Source organism: Aurantibacter crassamenti, from assembly GCF_016811105.1.
GTDB lineage: Bacteria > Bacteroidota > Bacteroidia > Flavobacteriales > Flavobacteriaceae > Aurantibacter_A > Aurantibacter_A crassamenti.
In genome coordinates this window covers 357039-372568 of the sequence record NZ_JAFBGM010000001.1, presented here as the reverse complement: position 1 = coordinate 372568, position 15530 = coordinate 357039, and the positions used below count along the sequence as shown (strand labels likewise).

Annotated in this window: 18 protein-coding genes; 8 read left to right on the top strand and 10 right to left on the bottom strand. The window is 34.6% G+C overall.

The window, feature by feature from the left end; translation table 11 throughout:
- Positions 1 to 11 precede the first annotated feature (11 nt).
- Positions 12 to 470, top strand: coding sequence for a sterol desaturase family protein (locus JQC67_RS01570; protein ID WP_203251110.1), 459 nt, complete (start codon positions 12 to 14; stop codon positions 468 to 470).
- Complete coding sequence (locus JQC67_RS01565) at positions 470 to 1159, top strand: lycopene cyclase domain-containing protein (RefSeq protein WP_203251109.1); 690 nt, start codon at positions 470 to 472, stop codon at positions 1157 to 1159. Before JQC67_RS01570 ends, JQC67_RS01565 begins: the two co-directional genes overlap by 1 nt.
- Here the strand turns inward: JQC67_RS01565 and JQC67_RS01560 are convergent.
- Genes JQC67_RS01560 through JQC67_RS01550 form a run of 3 tightly spaced genes read right to left on the bottom strand, consistent with a single transcriptional unit; the run spans position 1148 to position 2962 of the window.
- The gene (locus tag JQC67_RS01560; RefSeq protein WP_203251108.1) at positions 1148 to 1819 is read right to left on the bottom strand and encodes a DNA alkylation repair protein; all 672 of its coding nucleotides are present in this window, start codon (positions 1817 to 1819) and stop codon (positions 1148 to 1150) included. The two genes, JQC67_RS01565 and JQC67_RS01560, sit on opposite strands and share 12 nt — an antisense overlap.
- Positions 1820 to 1821: 2 nt before the next feature.
- Complete coding sequence (locus tag JQC67_RS01555; protein WP_203251107.1) at positions 1822 to 2412, bottom strand: hypothetical protein; 591 nt, start codon at positions 2410 to 2412, stop codon at positions 1822 to 1824.
- Positions 2399 to 2962: a DNA-3-methyladenine glycosylase I gene (locus JQC67_RS01550; RefSeq protein WP_203251106.1), complete on the bottom strand. Its 564-nt coding sequence runs from the start codon at positions 2960 to 2962 to the stop codon at positions 2399 to 2401. Before JQC67_RS01550 ends, JQC67_RS01555 begins: the two co-directional genes overlap by 14 nt.
- 204 nt (positions 2963 to 3166) lie before the next feature.
- Here JQC67_RS01550 and JQC67_RS01545 point away from each other — a divergent pair, with 204 nt between their 5' ends.
- Positions 3167 to 3817 (top strand): thioredoxin family protein, encoded by a 651-nt coding sequence (locus JQC67_RS01545; protein ID WP_203251105.1) that lies wholly within the window; start codon positions 3167 to 3169, stop codon positions 3815 to 3817.
- On the opposite strand, the gene JQC67_RS01540 is transcribed toward JQC67_RS01545, so the two are convergent.
- From JQC67_RS01540 to JQC67_RS01520, 5 genes are all read right to left on the bottom strand, one after another.
- Positions 3770 to 4501 carry an energy transducer TonB family protein gene (locus JQC67_RS01540; RefSeq protein WP_203251104.1) on the bottom strand — a complete coding sequence of 244 codons (732 nt, stop codon included), beginning with the start codon at positions 4499 to 4501 and terminating at the stop codon, positions 3770 to 3772. The two genes, JQC67_RS01545 and JQC67_RS01540, sit on opposite strands and share 48 nt — an antisense overlap.
- Positions 4502 to 4573: 72 nt before the next feature.
- Positions 4574 to 5278: a tRNA pseudouridine(55) synthase TruB gene (gene truB / locus JQC67_RS01535; protein ID WP_203251103.1), complete on the bottom strand. Its 705-nt coding sequence runs from the start codon at positions 5276 to 5278 to the stop codon at positions 4574 to 4576.
- Between the two features lie 91 nt (positions 5279 to 5369).
- Positions 5370 to 6164 (bottom strand): undecaprenyl-diphosphate phosphatase, encoded by a 795-nt coding sequence (locus JQC67_RS01530; RefSeq protein ID WP_203251102.1) that lies wholly within the window; start codon positions 6162 to 6164, stop codon positions 5370 to 5372.
- Between the two features lie 2 nt (positions 6165 to 6166).
- Complete coding sequence (locus JQC67_RS01525) at positions 6167 to 6433, bottom strand: DUF3098 domain-containing protein (protein WP_203251101.1); 267 nt, start codon at positions 6431 to 6433, stop codon at positions 6167 to 6169.
- A gap of 72 nt (positions 6434 to 6505) precedes the next feature.
- Complete coding sequence (locus tag JQC67_RS01520) at positions 6506 to 7384, bottom strand: cell division protein FtsX (protein WP_203251100.1); 879 nt, start codon at positions 7382 to 7384, stop codon at positions 6506 to 6508.
- Positions 7385 to 7512: 128 nt separating this feature from the next.
- Here JQC67_RS01520 and leuS point away from each other — a divergent pair, with 128 nt between their 5' ends.
- The 3 genes from leuS (at position 7513) to JQC67_RS01505 (ending at position 11802) form a co-directional block, all read left to right on the top strand.
- Entirely contained in the window at positions 7513 to 10746 is a 3234-nt protein-coding gene (leuS, locus tag JQC67_RS01515; protein WP_203251099.1) for a leucine--tRNA ligase, read from the top strand.
- A gap of 14 nt (positions 10747 to 10760) precedes the next feature.
- The gene (locus JQC67_RS01510) at positions 10761 to 11015 is read left to right on the top strand and encodes a SemiSWEET family sugar transporter (RefSeq protein ID WP_203251098.1); all 255 of its coding nucleotides are present in this window, start codon (positions 10761 to 10763) and stop codon (positions 11013 to 11015) included.
- A gap of 88 nt (positions 11016 to 11103) precedes the next feature.
- On the top strand, positions 11104 to 11802 hold the full coding sequence (locus JQC67_RS01505; RefSeq protein ID WP_203251097.1) for a zinc metallopeptidase: 699 nt from the start codon (positions 11104 to 11106) through the stop codon (positions 11800 to 11802).
- 113 nt (positions 11803 to 11915) lie between these two features.
- On the opposite strand, the gene JQC67_RS01500 is transcribed toward JQC67_RS01505, so the two are convergent.
- Positions 11916 to 12386: an Lrp/AsnC ligand binding domain-containing protein gene (locus JQC67_RS01500; RefSeq protein ID WP_203251096.1), complete on the bottom strand. Its 471-nt coding sequence runs from the start codon at positions 12384 to 12386 to the stop codon at positions 11916 to 11918.
- A 229-nt stretch (positions 12387 to 12615) separates the two neighbouring features.
- On the opposite strand from JQC67_RS01500, the gene JQC67_RS01495 reads away from it, so the two are divergent.
- Positions 12616 to 13002: a DUF423 domain-containing protein gene (locus tag JQC67_RS01495; RefSeq protein ID WP_203251095.1), complete on the top strand. Its 387-nt coding sequence runs from the start codon at positions 12616 to 12618 to the stop codon at positions 13000 to 13002.
- 85 nt (positions 13003 to 13087) lie between these two features.
- Positions 13088 to 14686, top strand: coding sequence for a phosphoenolpyruvate carboxykinase (ATP) (pckA, locus tag JQC67_RS01490; RefSeq protein WP_203251094.1), 1599 nt, complete (start codon positions 13088 to 13090; stop codon positions 14684 to 14686).
- 95 nt (positions 14687 to 14781) lie between these two features.
- Here pckA and JQC67_RS01485 read toward each other — a convergent pair whose 3' ends face one another.
- Entirely contained in the window at positions 14782 to 15528 is a 747-nt protein-coding gene (locus JQC67_RS01485) for a uroporphyrinogen-III synthase (RefSeq protein WP_203251093.1), read from the bottom strand.
- Positions 15529 to 15530 lie beyond the last annotated feature (2 nt).

Genomic DNA, 15530 nt, shown 5'->3' with positions numbered 1-15530 from the left:
GCACTTGTATAATGATTGTATTGTCATACATATCAATAGTTTTGATAACTTTCTTACTGATGGAAGTGGTCACTTGGTGCACCCACAAATATGTAATGCACGGCTTTTTATGGGTTTTGCATGAAGATCATCATCAACCAAAATATCAAGGTGTTTTTGAAAAAAATGACGCCTTTTTTGTCATTGGGGCCATACCCAGTATCCTGCTTTTTTATTACGGCACCTTTCCTACCTTTAATTATTTGTTTTTTATAGGGTTGGGCGTTTTTCTCTACGGTCTCTCATATTTTTTGGTTCATGATGTTATCATACATCGAAGATTCAATTGGTTTGACAATGTTAAAAGTCCGTATTTAAAAGCATTACGAATGGCTCACAAAGTACACCATAAGCACTTAACCAAAGAAGATGGTGAATGTTTCGGAATGCTGTATGTGCCCATTAAATACTTTAAACAGTTTATAAAATAATGCAGTCATACACTTATTTACTTTTAGATATATGTTGCATATTCATACCGTTTATTGCAAGTTTTTATCCAAAACATGCATTTTATAAAGAGTGGAAACCATTCTTCTTAGCTAATTTTTTAGTTGCATTATTTTTCTTAGCATGGGATGCTGATTTTACATTCAATAAGATTTGGGGTTTTAATCCTGATTATTTGACCGGAATCTATATTTTGAACTTACCTATTGAAGAAATTCTATTTTTTTTAAGTGTACCCTATGCTTGCGTATTTACTTATTTTTCAATGAAGTATTTGGTGCAGCATAATCCGTTAGCCATTTACCAAAAAGGAATCACTATTGTGCTACTAGTTTTTTTATTGTTGGTAGGACTGCTTTCTTTGGATAAATGGTACACCAGTATAACCTCTTTACTTACGGCTGTCTATTTGTTATTTAGATTAGTAAGAAAGAAAAATCTATCGTACCATTATTTATCATATTTCGTCATCTTTCCGTTCTTCTTTTTAAGTAATGGCATACTAACCGGAAGTTTTATAGATGCGCCTATTGTTTGGTATAATGATGATGAAAATTTAGGAATACGATTATTTACAATTCCGGTTGAAGATGTAGTCTACGGTATGCTACTTATATTTATGAATATTGATTTATACGAATATTTTAAATCTAAATTTTCAACTGATTAACTTTAGAGCTTCTCTTTTACTTAAAGAATTTAATTCTGTTCGATCAACATAATCAATTACCCAATCTTGGTTTGTTCGGCTGTACTGACGTAAGATCCAACCAATAGCTTTATTGATAAAAAACTCCTTTGAACCTATCAGTTCATTTATGGTTTGTTCTAAAAATACGGGGTCTATGTTTTTTTTCCATTTTAATTGAAAAAGTAAGCAAGACCTTTGCAGCCAGATGTTTTCAGAGACCATCCATTTTTTTGTTACAGGATTAATCTGATCAGGAAACTTTTTAAAATAGGACCCTATTAAACTAGTTGCAATGAAATCTACAGTGTCCCACCAAGAGTTTGTGACGACCATAAATTCCAATAATAAAATGTCATCTTTTTCAAATTGTTTGCAATATTTCTGAACTAATTCTTGGGCAAAATAATGGAATTCTCTTTGCGGTTTTTGCCATAGAGTTCGTACAAGCTGATCTAAGTTTTCTTTTGCTGGTAAAAACTGTTTAACCAAAAATGGCTTTTGAGCTTCTCGGCGTACCGGGCTTTTCATGCCATAGAATGAAAACTGATTGCGTAAGTATGCTTTTTGAACTGCTGCAATTTTGGAGTTGCTAACGGCCTTAAATTCTTGTTGCAATGCAGAAATATAGTCGTTATCCATTACTAATATAAAACGCGATCATAGTTTGCAGGAAGCGATTCTTTTAGGCGTACTAATTTACCGTCAGCATCAAAAAGAACTTCATAGTCTGCTTTTTTACTATTTTTAAAACCACGAACTATAAATTCATAATACATATTGGGCACCATTAAATTTTGAAACGAATTTTTAATGATTGTTTCAACGCTTTCTTCTGAATTAGTATGATACAATTGAAACATTTTTCGTGTCTTTACTTTCTCGAAGGTTTGCGATAAATAATTCGCCATTTTTTGAAAACTATCTTCCGGAATATCTACTTGCTTTATGGCAAAGGCGGCACTTGAAAAGGCTCCGTTTTTATCAAAATCCATTTCATAAAAAAGACGTGATTTTTTAAACTTTGCTGTATATATTTTTTGTGTTGTATCAATTTCTTGATAGAACTTTAAACGTTTAATATCAGAACTATTTTCCGTTAGTGTTTGAATAGCTTCTGCAGGAAACTGCGACTTTTTAATTCTATGTTGTCTTTCAATTTTGTCTTGTGCAAAACTGACTGCACAGGTTGCAAAAACTAAAAACAAAAAAAGAACACTTTTATACTTCATCATATCTAAAACATTTTGTTTCATGATCATTTACCATACCTACAGCTTGCATAAACGCGTAAATGACCGTGCTGCCAACAAATTTAAATCCTCGTTTTTTAAGATCTTTACTAATGTCGTCTGAAAGTGGCGTATTGGCTGGACCATCTTTATAATATGCAATTTTATTTTTTATTGGTTTATCATTTACAAAACCCCATAAATAGTTGCTAAAACTGCCAAATTCTTTTTGAACGGCTATAAAAGCTAGCGCATTTGAAACGGCTGAATTTACTTTTAATTTGTTTCTAATTATTCCAGCATCTTGCAGAAGAGAATCTTTTTTAGCCTGATTGTATTTAGCTATTTTTTTATAGTCGAATTGGTCAAAAGCTATTTTAAAATTTTCCCGCTTACGAAGAATGGTAATCCAACTAAGACCAGCTTGAAATGTTTCTAAAATTAAGAATTCAAAAAGAGTATCATCATCTTTAACTGGGGTGCCCCATTCTTTGTCATGATATGCTTCATACAATTCATCACCTTCACACCAACCACACCGATGTTTTTTCATGAATTAATTTTTTATAAAGATAGTTAAACCTGTTTGATTTGCTGAGTTCAGTATTTAACTCAAAACCCTTTAGGCAGTATGATTTCGGTATATTTTTCACTTTTATTTCGCGTTGTAAGTCTAGCCAACTTTAAACGACCAAAAGTGATCTAAATCATGTTTTACCAAAATAGTAGCAATTAGATTTGTATAAAAATGGAACCGATGGCAGAAACCCAAATCAACTCAAAAATAATTGAGTCACTTATTAATCAAGGTCTAGAAGACGCTTTTTCATACCAAGAATATAGAGAACTTGTTGCTGAATTAGCTGAAAATGGTAAATCAACTGGCCCAGAACAATCTGAAGCTCTTGCGAATTATACACAGCTAAATAATAGGCGAATGAAACGCTGGGATAAAACTTTAAAATTCAATGATGAAGCCTTATCGATAATTTCTAAAGTGAAAACTAAAATAACTTGGTTGGTTTTGACCGAGAGTTGGTGTGGTGATGCTTCACCAGCATTACCTGTGATGAACAAGATTGCAGAATTAAATCAGAATATTACGCTCAAAATTATATTGCGTGATACGCATATAGATTTGATGAATCAATTTTTAACCAATGGCGGAATGTCTATTCCGAAATTAATTGCCATTGATGATACTACCCAAGAAGTTTTATATGATTGGGGACCTAGATCTAAAGCAGCTACAAAACTAGTTGAAGACCACAAGTTAGAACATGGTGAAATTCTACCTGAATTTAAAGAAGAAATACAGGTTTGGTATAACAAAAATAAAGGGCAAAGTATTTTGAAAGACTTAACGAGCCTTTTGCTGAAAGATATAAGTAATAGTGCCTTTTTGTGAAGATTTTTCAGCCGCATTAAATCTAGCTTTTAGTGCGTAAGCAATAGCATTGTCAACTAAACATCCGTTTGAAGTACCCGAACTTTTTGAATTGAAATCTGCGTGAGTAACATTGCCTAACGAATTGACGGTAATGTTAACAACAACTTTTCCGCCTTCAATACAAGTATATATAGGAGGTGGTAAACGGTAATTATTTCTATTTACTAATGAATATGAAACTGAAGTTTTTCTTTTAGCAAGGTTGTTGGTAAATTCTTTTTTCTCAGCCTCTTTTTCGCCTAATAATTGTTTCTTTTCTTCACGCTTTTTAGCTAATTCTTTTACGCGTTCAGCATATTCAGAATCTACATTGGGTCCGTCAAAAGGCTCATCAGTAGATCCTTCTTTTTCGGCCATCAATTCGGCTAAGGTCTTTAAAGGTTCTGGATCACCATAACTTGGTTTTGCAGTTTCATTAAATGCCATGTGACTTTCAATTGGCTCAGCATTCGCTAAATCTTCAAGTGCTTCCTTTTCTTCAAGTAGTTCTTGAATATCTTCTTCAGCCAACATCATCTCAACAATATACTCATCTTCCTCAGCTCCCGCTTTCCCTAAATTTAGATTGTAGAGCCCCAATATCATAATACCCATCGAAAAGACGGTAATGATTAGTGATAATTGTTTGCGGTTCAGGTTCATAACAGCTATAACCCTCTTTTGAGTAAAATATTTAAATTATTCGATGAACGGAAAGAATGCATGTCATTTTCATCATTTAGCTTCTTCTCCGAGTAACTTTTCCCCAAAATCATTGGGGTCTTGTGCATTATTTACGTGATAGACCCCTATTTTGGTTCTTCGTAATTCAGATAAATGTCCGCCACATGATAATGCTACTCCCAGATCGTGTGCCAAAGATCTAATGTAAGTGCCTTTACTACAAACAATTCTAAATTTAACTTCTGGCAGTTTAATTGCTGTAATCTCGTACTCTGAAACAGTAACCCGTCGTTTTTTTATTTCAACCGCTTTTCCTTCCCTAGCATATTCATAAAGCCTTTTTCCATCTTTTTTTAATGCCGAAAATATTGGAGGTGTTTGCTCAATTTCACCAATAAAATTTTGAACTGCCTTTAGAATTAGCTCTTCTGAAATATTTTCTAATGAAAAGGTTTCGTTTATTTCAGTTTCTAAATCATATGATGGAGTAGTGGCGCCTAAGGTAATGGTGCCGGTGTATTCTTTGTCTTGACCTTGTAGTTCGTTTATTTTTTTTGTGAATTTTCCGGTGCAAATTAGAAGTAAACCTGTAGCAAGTGGGTCTAATGTGCCAGCATGTCCAATTTTGATTTTCTTCAAATCAAATCTCTTTCGAATAGCCCATTTAAGTTTGTTTACCGCTTGAAAAGATGACCATTCTAATGGTTTATCGATAAGTAGTAATTGGCCTGCTAAAAAGTCTTCTTTAGTTTTCAATACTGAATTTGCAATTTATATAGTTCTGAAGCTGACTGTTTATGACATTCGTTTCAAAAGGAAAAATACATACTTTTTTGTGTGCTATACTTTATCCCCAGAAACTATACCCTATTGCTATAGCGCCAACAATTAGACAATAGATAGCAAAATAAGAGAGTTTACTCTTCTTAACCAATTGAATCATCCAAGTACATGCAACAAGTCCGGCAACAAACGCAGCTATAAAACCTGCGCCCATGGCAATATTATTTTCGCCATCAAAAGTTAGTTCACCACTCATGAGGTCTTTTCCTATTTTACCAAAAATTAATGGTACTACCATTAAGAAAGAGAAACGGGCAGCTTTAGTTTTGTCAACCCCTAATAAAACGGATGTTGAAATTGTTGCACCACTACGCGAAATACCAGGTAACATAGCTATTGCTTGAGATACACCAACAATAAAAGCATTTTTAAAACTTACTTTTTTATCGGTATCTTTTGCTTTATCAGCGAAATATAACAGTACTGCAGTTATCAAAAGCATGAAACCTACAAAGCGGATATTACCACCAAAAAATGATTCTAACTCTTCTTCAAAGAATAATCCGACGAAAACAGCTGGTAGCATCGAAATAATTATCTTTAAAGAGAATTGCGTTTCTTCATTCCATTTAAAACTTAAAAGACCTCGTAGAATTTCCCAAATATCCTTTCTGAAAATAACTATGGTGCTTAAAGCAGTTGCAAAATGGAGTATAACCGTAAATAGAAGGCTTTCTTCAGGAACAGAATTATCACCTAAAATAGCTTTTCCTAATTCTAAATGACCACTCGATGATACAGGTAGAAATTCTGTTAGGCCTTGAATAATGCCTAAAATGATTGCGTCTAGTATATCCAAAATTATTTGGTCTTATGTGGATTCAACAAAATGGCGTAAATCTCAATACCAAAACCAATTAAAACTAAAGTGGGAGCAAGGCGTATTCTTCTAAAATTATATATTTCAGGATTAAAAACATTGGGGTCATCAGTGCCACCGCCACTCATCAAAATAAAGCCTAAAGTGATACATGCAAGACCTATAAACATAAACAGATAGTTCTTCTTTTGAAAGATGAATTCTTTCTTTGTTTGCTGGTCGTCACTAAAATTGTCTTTTTTGCCCATGCTGCAAATTTAGTCTTTTCCTTAAACGGTTAAAAATGATTTTTCGTGTTCGTTTGTTTCGAGTAGAATTCTTTAATAATAAAGCTCATCGGTTCTAAGGTTTAAGAATCGTTGTGCTGCAAAGTAAGTGCTAAGAAAAGCGATTAAAATACCTAAGACAAAGACAGAGGCAAATAGCATTGTTAAAAGCGTGTAATCATCTAATAAAGCTAATTCAGGAAAGGTTTTTTCAGCGTAGAATAATGTTGCAATTAATGCCACATTGGCAACTAGAGCACCTATTATGCCTAGTTTAATGTTCGTCCAGATAAATGGTCTTCGAATAAAAGTTTTGGTTGCACCAACCATTTGCATGGTTTTTATAATAAAACGTTTTGAATAGATTGAAAGCCGAATAGAACTATTGATTAATAAAACGGCAATGAAAGTAAAAATTGCACTAGCCGCTAAAACCCAAATACTGATTTTTCGAATATTATCACTCAATAAACCTACTAAGGGTTTGTCGTAGGTGACACTATCAATATATTTTTTGGCTGAAAGTTCTGCTACTATTTCTTCCATTTGCTCAGGGGTCACAAATTCAGACTTTAAGGTAATGTCAATTGAATTCTTAAGCGGATTGTATCCTAAGAACTCTTCAAAATCTTCGCCTATTGCTTCTGCATGTTTTTTGGCCGCCTCTTCCTTTGAGACAAAATTTGCCGATTTGGTATATTCCGCAGCGGTTAAACTTTTTTCTAACTGATTAATTTCAACCTCTTTGGCTGCGTCTTTAAAGAAAATGGATACTGAGATTTGTTCTTTAAAGTGATCTGCCATCTTTTTAGCATTCAGCACCATTAAGCCTAATACGCCCAATAAAAATAACACCAAAGCAATACTCAATACCACTGAAAAATAAGAGGATATCAGTTTGCGTTTTTGATAGGTTTCAAAAGACTGCGCCATTTATAACATTGTTGAGAAGGTAAAGTTAGGAAAGTAAATTTGAAAATGCTCGTTTACCTTGTCACCTTTAATGTTTCTTTTGTCCGTACACCTATTAAACTTATTTTTGCGGAGCAATAAAATAGACCATGAGCTACGATTTTAGAAGTATTGAAGAGAAATGGCAGAAGCATTGGGCCGACAACAAGACTTTCAAAGCAGCAAACCCGGGTAGTGCGGGTTCTGAGAAAAAGAAATTCTATGTGCTAGATATGTTTCCATACCCTTCAGGGGCTGGCCTGCATGTAGGGCATCCGCTTGGTTATATTGCTAGCGACATTTATGCGCGCTATAAAAGACACAAGGGCTTTAATGTTTTGCATCCGCAGGGGTATGACTCTTTTGGTTTACCAGCCGAGCAGTACGCTATACAAACGGGTCAACACCCAGCAATTACTACTGAAGAAAATATTAAAACCTATAGAAGACAATTAGATCAATTGGGCTTTTCTTTTGATTGGAGCCGTGAAGTGCGAACTTCTGATCCAAAATATTATAAATGGACACAGTGGATTTTCATCCAACTTTTTAATTCATGGTATAATATTGAATCCGATAAAGCAGAAGATATTTCTACATTAATTGCTGTTTTTTCTTCGGATGGAAATGCGAATGTAAAAGCGGTATGTGACGATGATATTATAGCATTTAGCGCTGCGGATTGGAATAACTTTTCTTCTAAGAAACAGCAGGAAATATTATTGCAATATCGACTTACATACTTAGCGGAAACCGAAGTGAATTGGTGCCCAGCTTTAGGAACAGTACTTGCAAATGATGAAATTGTAAATGGAGTGTCTGAACGCGGTGGTCATCCGGTTATTCGTAAAAAAATGACGCAATGGAGTATGCGAATTAGTGCTTATGCACAACGTTTGCTCGATGGTTTAAATACAATCGATTGGCCACAACCTCTAAAAGATTCACAAACCAATTGGATTGGTAGATCACAAGGGGCTTCGGTTACTTTCCCCATCCTAGCCTTCCCCGAAGGGGAAGGAAATAGTACACGTCCAAAGTATATGACAGGAGGTAATAATTCTCATTTGTTATTGGAAAGAGCTAAGGAAATGAGAAACAAGCCAACTGAAGCTGAAGCTGTTTTATGGGAATGTTTAAAGTCAAAAAAGCTTGAAAGTAAATTTAGAAGACAACATCTTATTGACGATTATATTGTTGATTTTGTTTGTCTTTCTAAAAATTTGATAATTGAAGTTGATGGCGCTATTCATGATAGTCAAATAGAACAGGATAATGCGAGAACTCAAGTGCTTAATGGATTAGGGTTTGATGTTGTACGGTTTAGAAATGAAGAGGTTATTGGTGATATTGATACTGTTCTTGCTGCAATAACGGATCATTTGAAAAGTAGTGTTCCCCCTATGGGGGATAGGGGGATAACGGTTTTCACAACCCGACCTGATACTATTTTTGGTGTAAGTTTTATGACGCTGGCACCCGAGCATGAATTGGTTGCAAAAATTACAACGGCAGCACAAAAAGCTGAAGTAGAAGCCTATATTGAGGCTACAGCAAAACGTTCTGAGCGTGATCGTATGGCTGATGTTAAAACAATATCAGGTGCATTTACAGGTGCTTATGCTGAACATCCATTTACCAAAGAACCAATTCCTATTTGGATTGGTGATTATGTTTTAGCAGGCTATGGAACTGGTGCAGTGATGTCGGTGCCGTGTGGTGATCAACGCGATTATGATTTTGCGAAACATTTTAATATTCCAATTCCTAATGTTTTTGAGGGAATTGATATTTCTGAAGAAGCGTTCGCTGATAAAGAAAAAACGGTAATTGCAAATTCTGATTTCTTAAACGGATTACCCTATAAAAAAGCAGTAAAAACTGCCATCTACGAATTAGAAAAGTTAGGACAAGGAAAAGGGAAAATTAATTACCGTTTGCGCGATGCTGTTTTTAGTAGACAACGGTACTGGGGCGAACCTTTCCCGGTGTATTATGTAGATGGAATGCCGCAAATGATTGCCACAGAACATCTGCCAATTACATTACCAGAGGTTGAAAAATATTTACCTACTGAAACTGGTGAACCTCCATTGGGTAACGCAACAACTTGGGCTTGGGATACTGTTGCAAATAAAGTTGTAGCGAATAGTGAAATAAATAATAAAACGGTGTGGCCGTTAGAGTTGAATACAATGCCGGGTTGGGCAGGTAGTTCGCAATACTTTAACCGGTATATGGATCCTGAAAATGAAGATGCAATTTTCTCAGAAGAAGCTATTAACTATTGGCAAGATGTAGATTTATACATTGGTGGTAGTGAACATGCTACTGGGCACTTATTGTATAGCCGTTTTTGGCAGAAGTTTATGTTTGATCGAGGATATGTACCTAGAGATGAGTTTGCAAAAAAGCTGATCAACCAAGGAATGATTACGGGCACTAGTGCGTTTGTTTATAGAGAAGATGGTACCGGAAATGTAATATCTAAGAATTTAATTAATGGAAAATCTGTAATTCCTATTCACGCGGACGTTTCGCTTGTAAATGCTTCAGATGAATTAGATGTCGAAGGATTTAAAAACTGGCAAAAAGACTATAAGAATTCTGAATTTATTTTGGAAGATGGAAAGTACATTGTTGGTCGTGAAGTCGAAAAAATGTCGAAGTCCAAATACAATGTGGTGAACCCTGATGCTATTTGTGAAGAATATGGTGCTGATAGTTTACGCCTGTATGAAATGTTTTTGGGGCCATTAGAACAATCGAAACCGTGGAATACTGCTGGTATAACCGGGGTGCATTCTTTCCTTAAAAAATTATGGAAATTATATCATTCGGGTGCAAATAGTTCATTTGTAATTTCTGATGCTACGCCAACAAAAGATAGTTACAAGACTTTACATAAAACCATCAAAAAAGTAGAAGAAGATATTGAGAATTTTTCATTCAATACTTCAGTATCTACGTTTATGATTTGTGTGAATGAATTAACTGCGCAGAAATGTACAAGTCGCGAAATATTAGAACCGTTAGCGGTTTTAGTATCACCATATGCGCCACATATTGCCGAAGAATTATGGTCAAAATTGGGGCATAATGAATCTATTTCAACTGTTGATTTTCCAAAATTCGAAGCATCTTATTTGGTAGAAAGCAGTAAAAAATATCCGATTTCATTTAATGGTAAAATGAAGTTCACTATGGAGCTTCCGTTAGATTTATCCAAAGAAGAAATAGAGACTGCGGTAATGGCACATGAAAAAACGCAACAACAATTGCAAGGCCGTGAGCCGAAAAAAGTAATTGTAGTGCCAGGAAAAATTGTAAATATTGTTGGGTAAACCAACACCAAACTATGAACTATATTGAAATCTTGGGTCTTGTTGCTGCTGTGGTAACTACTTCATGTTTTATCCCGCAGGTTTATAAGATTTCTAAAGAAAAATCTACTAAAGATATTTCACTAGTCATGTATTTAACTATGGCCTTGGGTTTATCACTATGGTTAGTTTATGGTATCGCCATTGAAAGTATGCCTGTAACTTTGGCCAACGGTATTACGTTGGTTCTAGTAGGTTGGATAATTATTCTTAAATTAAAGTATAAGTAAAACGACATTTTGTCGGCTTTAAATTTTGGCTAGATTATTGCATTTTAAATTGTAATTTTAAAATACACTAACACTAATAAATAAAATTATGTTTGGATTTGATATAGGCTACATCGTCATTGCTGGAGTATTCTCACTCATAAGCATGTGGGTTGGTAGCAAGTTAAAGAGCAAATTTGCAAAATATTCTAAAGTGCATTTACGCAACGGAATGAGCGGCGCTGAAATTGCCGAAAAAATGTTGGCAGATCATGGAATTAGAGATGTAAAGGTTATTTCTACCCCTGGTATGTTAACAGATCATTACAACCCTGCAAACAAAACTGTAAACTTAAGTGAGGGTGTTTATGGTCAACGTAATGCATCGGCCGCGGCGGTTGCTGCGCACGAATGTGGTCATGCAGTACAACATGCTACGGCGTATAGTTGGTTGCAAATGCGTTCTAAATTGGTCCCAATTTTAAATATTACATCAAAGTTTTCGATGTGGGTAATTTTTGGAGGATTAATGCTGATGGGTACCACTGCTATTGGTGGAACAATTGCATGGGTAGGAATCGCGCTTTACGGTATTGGTACACTTTTTAGTTTCGTTACATTACCAGTGGAGTATGATGCTAGTAATCGTGCTTTGGCGTGGTTAAAGAACAAAAATATGCTTGCACCAGAAGAATATGCTGGCGCTGAAGACGCTTTAAAATGGGCAGCACGTACCTATGTGGCTGCAGCAATCGGAGCATTGGCTACCTTACTTTATTTTGCGATGAAAGTTGCAAGTAGAGATTAAGAATACAATATTGATACATAAATTGTCAGCACATCAAATTGTCGTGAATTAAAAAAAATCCAGTTTAGAACTTAATTCTAAACTGGATTTTTTTTGTAATATGATTTGTAAATCTATATTGTTATCTGTCGGTCTATTTGTTGATTTAGAGAAATAAAAGTTTCCGTTCTAGAAACACCTTCTATTTGCTGAATGTTTTTGTTCAGTACTTGCATTAAATGTTCGTTGTCTTTACAAAGTACTTTTATTAAAATAGACCAATTACCGGTGGTGTAATGACATTCTAAAACTTCCGGAATTTTCTCAAGCTCTTTAACCGTGCTTGGGTTACTCATAGCTTTATCTAAGAATATTCCGATATAAGCCATTGTAGTGTAGCCTAATATTTTTGGATTCACAATAAACTTTGATCCAGTCATTAAACCTGAAGTTTCTAGTTTTCGCAAACGTTGGTGAATAGCGGCACCAGAAATTCCAATATTTCTTGCAATTTCTAAAATAGGCGTGCGCGCATCTTCCATTAAAAACCGTAGAATTTTTTTGTCAATGCCGTCTATCTTTATATTTCCGTTATTCGTTTTCATATCAAATTAATAGTGAATAATTAAATTTAGTTATAAATGTTAATTACAAGTTATTGAAATTCTATCAATTCGTCGTAGTTTGTCAGTGGAAATATTATGTTGCTTCCATAGTAAATAGAATTACAGGTATTAGCTTGAAAGCTCTTCACGTACTTTTAGTTTTCTTGACTTTTGCGAAAGTCTACCGTTTCAATTGGTTATATTTAGACTATAATTTTTGATCTTTCTGATGAACAAAACAATATTTTTAACCGGAATTTTATTTGGAATTTTAGCTATAATATTAGGTGCGTTTGGTGCACATGGATTAGAGAAATTAATTTCTGCGGATGCTCTACAAACTTTTGAAACAGGAGTAAAATATCAAATGTATCACGCTTTATTCTTGCTTGTTTTAGGTAGTATAAATCAATTGCCGGAAGCTAACAAAAAGGTAATTTTTTATCTGGTTTGCGTTGGTGTACTATTCTTTTCATTTTCAATTTATCTTTTAGCTACAAATTCTTTGACAGCTTTTGATTTTAAGACTATTGGTTTTATTACACCTTTAGGAGGATTGCTTTTAATCATTGCTTGGGGCTTACTAGGATATAAAAGTTTAAAACATTTTAATTAATTTATTCTCAATAATAGTGGTATAAAATTATATTTATGATAATTTTGCCTTAAAATCAACTCCATTATTGAAAATAAATTAAAGAATGACAAAATCTATTTCCCTTTTGGAATACGGAATTAAGTCCGATTCTATTCATTATCAATTAAGCTCAGATGAACTTCACAAAATTACTTTGGAAAAAGGAATGGGTAAAGAAGCGGCATCAGGAGCTCTGGCCATTACAACAGGTGAGTTTACTGGTAGATCACCTATGGATCGTTTTATTGTTAAAGATGAGATAACTGAAGCAAAAGTTTGGTGGGGAGCTATAAATATCCCATTTGAGCCATCAAAGTTTGATGCCCTGTATGATAAGGTGATTGCATACTTGAATGATAAAGAATTGTTTGTGCGTGATTGCTATGCCTGTGCGGATCATAATTATCGAATGGATATTCGTGTAATTAATGAATATCCGTGGTCAAATCAATTTGCTTATAATATGTTTATTCGACCAACAGAAGAAGAATTAAAACATTTTGAGGCCGAATGGACCGTTATTAATGCACCTGGTTTTATGGCAGATGCTGCCGTTGATGGCACGCGCCAACACAATTTCGCTATTTTAAATTTCACAAAAAAGATTGCACTTATTGGTGGTACGGGATATACAGGTGAAATTAAAAAAGGAATATTTTCAGCATTAAATTTTATTCTTCCAGTGCAAAAAAACACTTTACCAATGCATTGTTCTGCTAATGTTGGTAAGAATGGAGAAACTGCGGTTTTCTTTGGACTATCAGGTACTGGTAAGACCACCTTGTCAACCGATGCAAATAGAAAATTGATTGGTGATGACGAACATGGATGGAATAATGAAAACGCCATTTTTAACTTTGAAGGTGGTTGTTATGCAAAAGTTATAAATCTATCTGCAGAAAATGAACCTGAGATTTTTGGTGCGATTAAAAAAGGAGCTATTCTTGAAAATGTTATTCTAGATGATGCTGGTAATGTAGATTTTGCGAATACTTCAATTACACAGAATACGCGGGTAAGTTATCCTATTTATCATATTCCGAATGTACAAAGGCCGTCAATTGGTAAAAATCCGAAGAACATATTCTTTTTAACAGCAGATGCTTTTGGTGTGCTTCCTCCAATATCAAAATTGACGCCTAGTCAAGCAGCCTATCATTTTATTTCTGGTTATACCGCAAAAGTTGCGGGTACAGAAGCTGGAGTGGTTGAGCCAATACCTTCTTTTTCAGCCTGTTTTGGTGCGCCTTTTATGCCATTACATCCGGCAGAATATGCAGAAATGTTAAGTAAAAAAATGAAGAAAGCTGGTGTAAATGTATGGCTTGTAAATACAGGTTGGACAGGTGGACCATACGGTATAGGTACTAGAATGAAGTTAAAATATACAAGAGCAATGATTAATGCTGTTCTTAATGGTGATTTAGGCTTGTATAATTATGATGAGTACCATATTCATTCAGTATTCGGTGTAGCGCAACCAAGGCAATGTCCTGGAGTTCCTACAGCTGTTTTGAGTCCGCGAACTACTTGGAATGATGACGACGCATATTACACAACTGCTTTTAAATTAACCAATGCATTCCGTGAAAATTTTAAACAGTTTGAAGCCTATGCTAGTGAAGAAATTAGAAGAGGTGGGCCACAACGATATGCTTTTTAAATTTTGACTATTTAAAAATTGCGGCGATTATTATTTATACAAAGAGTCCCTAAAATATTAATATTAGGGACTCTTTTATGAACTATTTTTTGACTTTATTTTTTATTAGCTGTATTGATGTATTTCTGAAGTGCCATTGTCATTGATGGTGTTTCAGGAGTTGGAGCTTGAATGTCAATTCGTAACCCTGCATCTGTAGCAGCTTTTACTGTAGAGTTTCCGAAAACAGCGATACGCGTATCATTCTGTTCGAAATTCGGGAAATTCTTTAATAAAGATTCAATACCAGAAGGACTAAAGAAAACTAATATATCATAGTATACATTTCGTAAATCAGATAAGTCACTGATTACAGTCTTGTAGAATATACCACGTGTCCAATCAATTCCAATTTTATTTAATGTTTCAGGTACAATTGATTTCAATACATCTGATGAAGGAAGTAAGAATTTTTCATCTTTATACTTCTTGAAAAGTGTTGCTAAATCAGCAAAATTCATTTTGCCTACATATATCTTACGTTTGCGATACACCACATATTTTTGAAGATAATAGGCTACAGCTTCAGACTGGCAAAAATATTTCATTGAATCAGGAACCTTGAAGCGCATTTCTTCAGCAATTCTGAAATAATGATCAACAGCGTTTCTTGAGGTCAAGATAATTGCTGTATAATTTTTCAAATCAATTTTTTGTTGACGCACTTCTTTTGCATCTACACCTTCAACATGAATGAAAGGTCTGAAATCTACCTTCACCCTTTCTTTGTCGATGAGCCTCGAATATGGAGAGTTTTCCATCTTCGGTTCTGGCTGAGATACCAAAATCGTTTTTACTTTCATGT

Excerpts from the sequence above, each read along its gene's own strand:
- JQC67_RS01570 (WP_203251110.1), top strand. The coding sequence starts at position 12 with ATGATTGTATTGTCATACATATCAATAGTTTTGATAACTTTCTTACTG.
- JQC67_RS01565 (WP_203251109.1), top strand. The coding sequence starts at position 470 with ATGCAGTCATACACTTATTTACTTTTAGATATATGTTGCATATTCATA.
- JQC67_RS01560 (WP_203251108.1), bottom strand. The coding sequence starts at position 1,819 with ATGGATAACGACTATATTTCTGCATTGCAACAAGAATTTAAGGCCGTT.
- JQC67_RS01555 (WP_203251107.1), bottom strand. The coding sequence starts at position 2,412 with ATGATGAAGTATAAAAGTGTTCTTTTTTTGTTTTTAGTTTTTGCAACC.
- JQC67_RS01550 (WP_203251106.1), bottom strand. The coding sequence starts at position 2,962 with ATGAAAAAACATCGGTGTGGTTGGTGTGAAGGTGATGAATTGTATGAA.
- JQC67_RS01545 (WP_203251105.1), top strand. The coding sequence starts at position 3,167 with ATGGCAGAAACCCAAATCAACTCAAAAATAATTGAGTCACTTATTAAT.
- JQC67_RS01540 (WP_203251104.1), bottom strand. The coding sequence starts at position 4,501 with ATGAACCTGAACCGCAAACAATTATCACTAATCATTACCGTCTTTTCG.
- JQC67_RS01525 (WP_203251101.1), bottom strand. The coding sequence starts at position 6,433 with ATGGGCAAAAAAGACAATTTTAGTGACGACCAGCAAACAAAGAAAGAA.
- JQC67_RS01520 (WP_203251100.1), bottom strand. The coding sequence starts at position 7,384 with ATGGCGCAGTCTTTTGAAACCTATCAAAAACGCAAACTGATATCCTCT.
- leuS (WP_203251099.1), top strand. The coding sequence starts at position 7,513 with ATGAGCTACGATTTTAGAAGTATTGAAGAGAAATGGCAGAAGCATTGG.
- JQC67_RS01510 (WP_203251098.1), top strand. The coding sequence starts at position 10,761 with ATGAACTATATTGAAATCTTGGGTCTTGTTGCTGCTGTGGTAACTACT.
- JQC67_RS01505 (WP_203251097.1), top strand. The coding sequence starts at position 11,104 with ATGTTTGGATTTGATATAGGCTACATCGTCATTGCTGGAGTATTCTCA.
- JQC67_RS01500 (WP_203251096.1), bottom strand. The coding sequence starts at position 12,386 with ATGAAAACGAATAACGGAAATATAAAGATAGACGGCATTGACAAAAAA.
- JQC67_RS01495 (WP_203251095.1), top strand. The coding sequence starts at position 12,616 with ATGAACAAAACAATATTTTTAACCGGAATTTTATTTGGAATTTTAGCT.
- pckA (WP_203251094.1), top strand. The coding sequence starts at position 13,088 with ATGACAAAATCTATTTCCCTTTTGGAATACGGAATTAAGTCCGATTCT.
- JQC67_RS01485 (WP_203251093.1), bottom strand. The coding sequence starts at position 15,528 with ATGAAAGTAAAAACGATTTTGGTATCTCAGCCAGAACCGAAGATGGAA.